A 6097-nucleotide genomic window follows, 5' to 3' on the forward strand; every position below is an offset into this window, starting at 1 on the left:
AAAAGAAAAGCCTCGCAGAAACGAGGCTTAGGAATTTTTATGCGTTTTACTTACATAGATAACGCCTTTAAAACATGAACCGGGTCTTTCTCTATTGCTTTCAACAAGGCTTTTGCAGGTCCGGTCGGTTCACGCCGTCCCTGTTCCCAGTTCCGCAGGGTTCCAACATTAACAGAAATTAACTTAGCAAAACCGGTCTGACTTAAACCGGTTGCCTGACGAATATTCTTTACTTTTACTGCTTCAACGTGAGTTTCACGAGAGGCAGCACGTTCGCCATTAATAATTTCGTTCATCTGTGTCATGCTTTCAGTTAGCCTGGAAAATAATTTACTATCCATTGTTACCACCCCTCATTTAGCGCTCTCAGGACTTTCTTTTCTGATTCACTCAGGTCGTCCTTGATACCTTTTTTGTAAATCAACAACAGCCTGATATGTGAGACATCTACTTTATAGTAATAAATAATGCGCACACCGCCACGCTTGCCTTTACCCCTAGATGCCCACCTGACTTTACGTAAGCCACTGGTGTGTTGGATAACATCACCAGCAATAGGGTTGTCTGCAAGATATTGCTGAAACTCACGATATTCATCGTCACTTAACAACTCTTTACAATCTTCAGTGAAAATATGGGTCTCAATAAATATCATGTCTCAGTGCGCCACTGGTGTATATTTTAGGTGATAATATACGCTTTGGCGGCATAAGTCAATGGCGCATATAAAGCATTATATATCATGTGGGTATATTTTAAATTTGCCATCCTTGGCTTGGGGGTTAGTACTTCCAGCAGTCTTCATCAGCAATGAGTTGATAGATAAAATCATTGGATAAGTATTAAAATGCTGATTAAACGTGTCTGGCTTCTGTAGTAAAACAGTATTGCCGTTATCATACTCAAATCACGACGCTGCGCAGCCACAGCCTGCGGCATGATCTGAGCATTGACTACCTGATTAATAGATAAGCTCATTTGCTAATCCTTATGTACAGTAATATCAACCGTTTTCGCCTGATACAACGGCGTTTCAATACGATGAATATGAGAGAGAGTTAAATCAATTTGTGCCCGTTGCTCCTTACCACCAGCAATAGCAGTCGGCAGGTTACGGATTTGGGACTTTCTGACCAGCCCTGCACCGATACGTGTTAGCAGGGATTGCGCGTAACTGGTGCTCAGAACGCTAGCCAGTTTTTCGATTATCAGATATGAGTTTTTGCCAAAGGCATTGACAGAGATAAGTGTCTCGCGCGTGAGAGTGATAATTTCGACTTCTTTCTTAGCGTTGAATTTATATTCTTCGCCCATTAATTCCGATGTTACCCGATTCACAGTAATAAACGATGCAATATCAGATAGATCAGTTTCACCGTCAGCATCAAGCACCTGAGTTTCAGGTAATTTCAAAACCGTCGCTATCGTCTGTCTGACTGCCTTCATATCGAGTTGCGAGAGAGTCGTAGTATCCCATAGTCATTCCATTGTGCATTACTGATGATGCGCCATCGATAGCCATTCCAGAAGAACAAGTCCTTATTTTTTTACTTCTTCCTGAGTCATCACTTTGACTGTTGGGTTATACCTATCCCCTTCTGGCAAAATTTGAAGATCTTCCGCTCCGGCTGGCTGAACGATACAAACAAGCACCCGGCTTTGACCGTCCGATGTCTTAAACTCCAGCTCTTGCCGGAAAAAATCATCATCGAAAATTTCATCAACAAAATCATCAATCACCTCGTACCTCATAAGTAATAGATTGGAGCAATTGGCCGGTCTCAATGAGTGGCTTACTTGATTTCTTCCTCTTGATAGTTGCCTGGCTTAATGGGGGATCAATACCTGCCTGAATTTTCCTTTTGACATCTCTGGCGACTATCTCCCCTAGCTTTTCTAGCGCTTGCTGCGGATCACCGTTATTTTTCAACTCAGACTTGATACTTTTCGCTAATTTATTGGCATACTTGCCTTTGTTTTCATTAAACGTAGAACGCAAAAATGAACGCTCAGGAATATTGATATTATTCGCAGCGGCTGACGCCAGAAAGCGATGACGCCATCTGAACGCTGTTGTCAGATCGATTCCTGTACGTTTTACTGATTCACGTAATGTCAGCCCGTCCTGCATACACCGCAGATAATCGAACCATTTTTCATGGTGATGGAGTCGGGCCAGCGGACTCCCAGTGAGGCTGTTAAAGGTCTTTCCGCAGTCTTTGCAACGGTATCATTGTATGTCTGAATCGTGTCCCCAGCGTATCGCCTTCTCACTGTGACAGTGAGGGCAACATAACTCAGGCAGGCAGGAGTTAATCACTGAGGCAGCATCCATCTGAAGGCTGTTATCCAGCCAGGAGATGAGGTCCAGCCTTGTATTAACGGAAAGGGATGAGAGGGTATTTTTGAGCTGTATAAGGTCTTGCTTTTTCACGACAACCTCCGTGCAGAAACACGCTTATACAGTAGTATATACAGTGTACGGTTTTCCTGCCAACGGAGACTGCGAACATAGCCTTACTTGTACAGTCAAAACCCTCCAAATCCGCACCACATAAGGCTTTGAGCCAAATAATACTGTCGTCATGGGGTGTCGGGGGTCGTAGGTTCAAATCCTATCATTCCGACCAAATTTCCCTAGAAAAACCAACCAGTTATGGTTGATTTTTTTATGCCTAGGATTTGCTTGGGGGAAAAACCCCAACTCCATATCTGGCATTGATAGACACTGACAAGCTAGCCTTTCTTACCTAAAAACATAAAATAATCTAATTAATATGAGAGTGTGTTTCGTTTTATTTACCGGCAAATACTTATAAACAGTAGACAGTGACGTATTGTAAATCAGTGATAACTGTTTCCGGCTATGGCCATTTCATGAAAAGAGCAATAAGGGCCATTGCTGGCCCCTTTCCTTTACTTCGGCACCTCCGGCCACTCAACATCAGGAGCCTGTGAAGTATCTACACGAGTGAGTAATACTCTGTACTTCTTCCATTCGAGTAATGCGGCTTTCTCTGAGTCGGTAGCGACTTCTAAGTCAACAGAATCTTGTAGCAATGAGAGTGTTTCATTTGCTTGTTGTAACAGTGCTGCTTGCTTCTGCTTGGCTTCATCAATCTGATGAGACTTCAGAAGGTCTTTATCAACTACCCACTCTTTACCGTTCCACTTGTCATAATCCGTGTCGGGCTTTTTGAATGTCAGTATATCGGGTAATTCACCCAGTTCAGTCACTTCTTGTTGTGCTCCCGTTTGAGTGTTGTAAGCAGTTTTTCCGCGATAGTCAGGGACAGTTTCCCAACACTTACCGTCTTCACTGCGACAAACGGCCAAATCATCAGACTTCAGCAGCTCAGGCGCATCGGGATAAGCACCGGCTGATAGACTGACACCCAACATGACATATTCGATATCTGAAACTGTGAATTCCCTTGTTGCCTGATTAGTGTGGTAAACCTTTATCCAGCCCGCTTGAGTAGATAAACCATCTTTACCCAATACGGCTGTTTCATGTTCTAAAAAGTATTTTTGTTCTGTCATTATGCCGCTCTCACTATGTAGTTAAATGCGATGTTGCGAGGTCTGAGCCGCAAGTAATTGGTTCCATGACCAATGATTCCCAATATTGATGAATTGTATCTGCGAGTCTTTGGACCGTTATATACAATGCCGTCTCCATATAATATGTCGTGCCCTAAACCACCTGTGTAGTACTCGACATATTGCGCTAATGCAGAACCTTCTTGCCAAGACAATAATACTCTCCCACTATCAGCTCCACGACTACTATCCCAACCACGGATAAACTCACCGCGCAAATCAGGTAATACGCCTGATGGGTATGCTGCCACTAATTTCGGAAATTTCGACTTATTAAAGGCCGCACCGTTACATTGCAGCCATCCAGTTGGCGGTATGGCAGTTGGCCAGGGAACAGGAACACCTACAGGAATATTATTGACTGTATTAATCAAATTATTAACTTCTGCCTTGGTATATGCACCTACATTACCCGCAGGGATATTAATATTTGCCGTACCATCAAAGGCAACTCCAGCAATCGTTCTGGCTGTAACCAATTTGTTAGCTGCTATAGCAGTGCCATTGGAAGGCAATGCCCCTATATCCACTGCATTCAGACTAATATCTGTACTTAACGCTTTCCCATTCACCTTCCGGCTATTAAATACTCTATTATTAATATCTTCACGCAATGAATTTATTATTTCCTGAACAATCTTTTGTGTAACCGCCAATGTGTCGCTATTACCAATCACATTGGTAAGCTGAACAACACCTTTTTGGGTTAACGAGGCATCTGGAACTTTTGTTGTGGTTTTTTGTTCTAAAGCTCTATTTAATTGTGCGGTGAGTTTAGCTATATCCCCATCATCGAGAACATCCTCGCCAGATTGTGTCGAGATGAAATCAGCCAAGACAGATGATATGATTGATGATTGACGTAGTGTCTTATTTAACACATGAGTGGGAACATTATCTGGGGGAAACCCAGTTTTTAAACTTTGTTCTTCCTCATATATTCCCTGACTCACCACATTAGCATTATTATCAATAGAAAAAGCCTTAAAATCATTCTTGTAACTCATATACTTTCCTTAAATTAAATGATGTTATAATCAATATATTGAATTATTGCAAAAATAATCCCCCTGTAATTCTCATCAATCAAATTCTAGTTCAGAAAAAAATAATTAGGCATACTTATTATTTATAAGGTTAACTGTTTTTGTATAATTTGCAGCAATAAGCAGTTCAATATTCTGGAATCGAAAACATATCCAAACAAAATTTATATTTAACATCTGAAAACTATTTTTCTTTTATTCCTTCCATCCTTTCCTGAAACTCCCGCTGCTTAATTATGCTCCTACTCAAGTTATTCATGTTTCAGATCCAAAAAAGTAAATTATTAGGGTAATCAGAAAGCTCCATATTGAGGCTGTATCAATCATTTTTATACCGCTAGACACTAACTCTTACATGGCATATAAACTTTCCAGTCTTCTACATCTGTATTCAATTCACAAATAGTTTTACCTTTTGACGAAACCCGATACTCACCGTAGAAAAGTTCTCCATCCTCTTTGATAACCCCTCTTTTAACAATTATCTCACCGTCGCGGTTACTATTGTATAAAAAATGAGTCATAGTTATAAACGTCAAGCTTCCATCTGTAATATATTTTTCACTCACATTCTCGTAATTGTTATCAGGTGGGATAGAAAAAGCATATATAGCATTATTTTCATTCCAAGCAGGAACTTCAAAATAGACAATTTTATTATAGTGTTCGTAATCTACAATTTTCATATTAAATAAAGTCATTTTGGGGTCTTTCGTGTAACGCTGTGTGATAATATTTTTTTTAATGATAGCTCCATCCTCGTCAGCATAAATTGCTCTAATGCTACTTTTAGGCTCATTATTTTTTGGTTTATCTTCTTCCAATGTAATTATAGCAACTGATTCTGCAGTATTCGGGATAACGTATGTTGTAATTTTCATTCCATCATCGGCAGCCTAAGAAGTTATATCTTTCAATTGATAACAAACCAAATCATATATATCGCGAGAATGGTCAAGTTTCTTGATGGTAAAAGAATCATGACTATCATGGCATTCAGTTCTCTCTGTATATTCCGAAATATCAGCGTTTGCGGAAAAAGAGTATAATAAACCTGATAAAGATAAGATAAATACCAAATTCTTTCCAAATCTCATATATTACCCCCCTTGATTTTTCATGAAACAGGGTACAGTGTAACAAATTCAATGAGTAAGTATTTTACTAAGACTGTGTATATGCTGTGATCTTGCTCTCAATTTTAGAGATAATCTCCGAGTCTATTTCACCCTAAATACTAATAAATCAATAGAATAGCTTATGATGACTATATTTTCAGATTACCAACGCAATGCTGATACAAGATAGAGAGCACCATCATTAAGCTTTGATTGAATAATTATATCTGAGAGGTTCTTATATTCCGTATCGAAATATTGTCATGGAGTGTCGGATCATAGGTTCAAATCCTATCATACCGACAAAATTTCCATAAAAAAACACCACAC

At 39.9% G+C, this 6097-nt stretch carries 10 protein-coding genes and 2 pseudogenes; all 12 read right to left on the minus strand.

The annotated features are described in order from the left end of the window. Positions 1 to 50: 50 nt before the first annotated feature. The 12 genes and pseudogenes from nadS to PTE_RS14980 all read right to left on the minus strand — a co-directional run bounded on the left by nadS (position 51) and on the right by PTE_RS14980 (position 5530). On the minus strand, positions 51 to 341 hold the full coding sequence (nadS, locus tag PTE_RS14945; RefSeq protein ID WP_036777552.1) for a NadS family protein: 291 nt from the start codon (positions 339 to 341) through the stop codon (positions 51 to 53). A 2-nt stretch (positions 342 to 343) separates the two neighbouring features. Beyond that, positions 344 to 655, minus strand: coding sequence for a type II toxin-antitoxin system RelE/ParE family toxin (locus PTE_RS14950; RefSeq protein ID WP_036847981.1), 312 nt, complete (start codon positions 653 to 655; stop codon positions 344 to 346). 78 nt (positions 656 to 733) lie between these two features. Next, positions 734 to 868: pseudogene (locus PTE_RS27320) on the minus strand (hypothetical protein); the annotation flags it as partial. Then, positions 829 to 978, minus strand: coding sequence for a hypothetical protein (locus PTE_RS25805; protein WP_157890148.1), 150 nt, complete (start codon positions 976 to 978; stop codon positions 829 to 831). The pseudogene PTE_RS27320 and the gene PTE_RS25805, both read right to left, overlap by 40 nt. A gap of 3 nt (positions 979 to 981) precedes the next feature. Beyond that, positions 982 to 1446, minus strand: coding sequence for a phage neck terminator protein (locus tag PTE_RS14955; RefSeq protein ID WP_036847983.1), 465 nt, complete (start codon positions 1444 to 1446; stop codon positions 982 to 984). A 93-nt stretch (positions 1447 to 1539) separates the two neighbouring features. Beyond that, a complete protein-coding gene (locus PTE_RS26590; protein WP_051477418.1) occupies positions 1540 to 1740 on the minus strand; it encodes a hypothetical protein in 201 nt (66 codons plus the stop codon). After that, the gene (locus PTE_RS14965; RefSeq protein ID WP_198539149.1) at positions 1733 to 2131 is read right to left on the minus strand and encodes a phage virion morphogenesis protein; all 399 of its coding nucleotides are present in this window, start codon (positions 2129 to 2131) and stop codon (positions 1733 to 1735) included. The genes PTE_RS26590 and PTE_RS14965 overlap by 8 nt, the downstream gene beginning before the upstream one ends. A 99-nt stretch (positions 2132 to 2230) precedes the next feature. After that, positions 2231 to 2434, minus strand: a complete 204-nt coding sequence (locus PTE_RS25475; protein WP_131601513.1) for a hypothetical protein — start codon at positions 2432 to 2434, stop codon at positions 2231 to 2233. A gap of 312 nt (positions 2435 to 2746) precedes the next feature. Beyond that, a pseudogene (locus tag PTE_RS27035) lies at positions 2747 to 2866 on the minus strand (hypothetical protein); the annotation flags it as partial. A 50-nt stretch (positions 2867 to 2916) separates the two neighbouring features. Then, complete coding sequence (locus tag PTE_RS14970) at positions 2917 to 3543, minus strand: tail fiber assembly protein (RefSeq protein WP_036847986.1); 627 nt, start codon at positions 3541 to 3543, stop codon at positions 2917 to 2919. Further along, positions 3543 to 4610: a tail fiber protein gene (locus PTE_RS14975; protein ID WP_036847988.1), complete on the minus strand. Its 1068-nt coding sequence runs from the start codon at positions 4608 to 4610 to the stop codon at positions 3543 to 3545. Before PTE_RS14975 ends, PTE_RS14970 begins: the two co-directional genes overlap by 1 nt. Before the next feature lie 383 nt (positions 4611 to 4993). Further along, on the minus strand, positions 4994 to 5530 hold the full coding sequence (locus tag PTE_RS14980) for a hypothetical protein (RefSeq protein WP_036847990.1): 537 nt from the start codon (positions 5528 to 5530) through the stop codon (positions 4994 to 4996). Between the last annotated feature and the right edge of the window lie 567 nt (positions 5531 to 6097).

Origin of the sequence: Photorhabdus khanii NC19 (assembly GCF_000517265.1) — a bacterium.
Taxonomy (GTDB): domain Bacteria; phylum Pseudomonadota; class Gammaproteobacteria; order Enterobacterales; family Enterobacteriaceae; genus Photorhabdus; species Photorhabdus khanii.

Bases quoted from the DNA above. Each gene is read 5' to 3' on its own strand.
- nadS (WP_036777552.1), bottom strand. From the start codon at position 341: ATGGATAGTAAATTATTTTCCAGGCTAACTGAAAGCATGACACAGATG.
- PTE_RS14950 (WP_036847981.1), bottom strand. From the start codon at position 655: ATGATATTTATTGAGACCCATATTTTCACTGAAGATTGTAAAGAGTTG.
- PTE_RS25805 (WP_157890148.1), bottom strand. From the start codon at position 978: ATGAGCTTATCTATTAATCAGGTAGTCAATGCTCAGATCATGCCGCAG.
- PTE_RS14955 (WP_036847983.1), bottom strand. From the start codon at position 1,446: ATGAAGGCAGTCAGACAGACGATAGCGACGGTTTTGAAATTACCTGAA.
- PTE_RS14965 (WP_198539149.1), bottom strand. From the start codon at position 2,131: ATGCAGGACGGGCTGACATTACGTGAATCAGTAAAACGTACAGGAATC.
- PTE_RS14970 (WP_036847986.1), bottom strand. From the start codon at position 3,543: ATGACAGAACAAAAATACTTTTTAGAACATGAAACAGCCGTATTGGGT.
- PTE_RS14975 (WP_036847988.1), bottom strand. From the start codon at position 4,610: ATGAGTTACAAGAATGATTTTAAGGCTTTTTCTATTGATAATAATGCT.
- PTE_RS14980 (WP_036847990.1), bottom strand. From the start codon at position 5,530: ATGAAAATTACAACATACGTTATCCCGAATACTGCAGAATCAGTTGCT.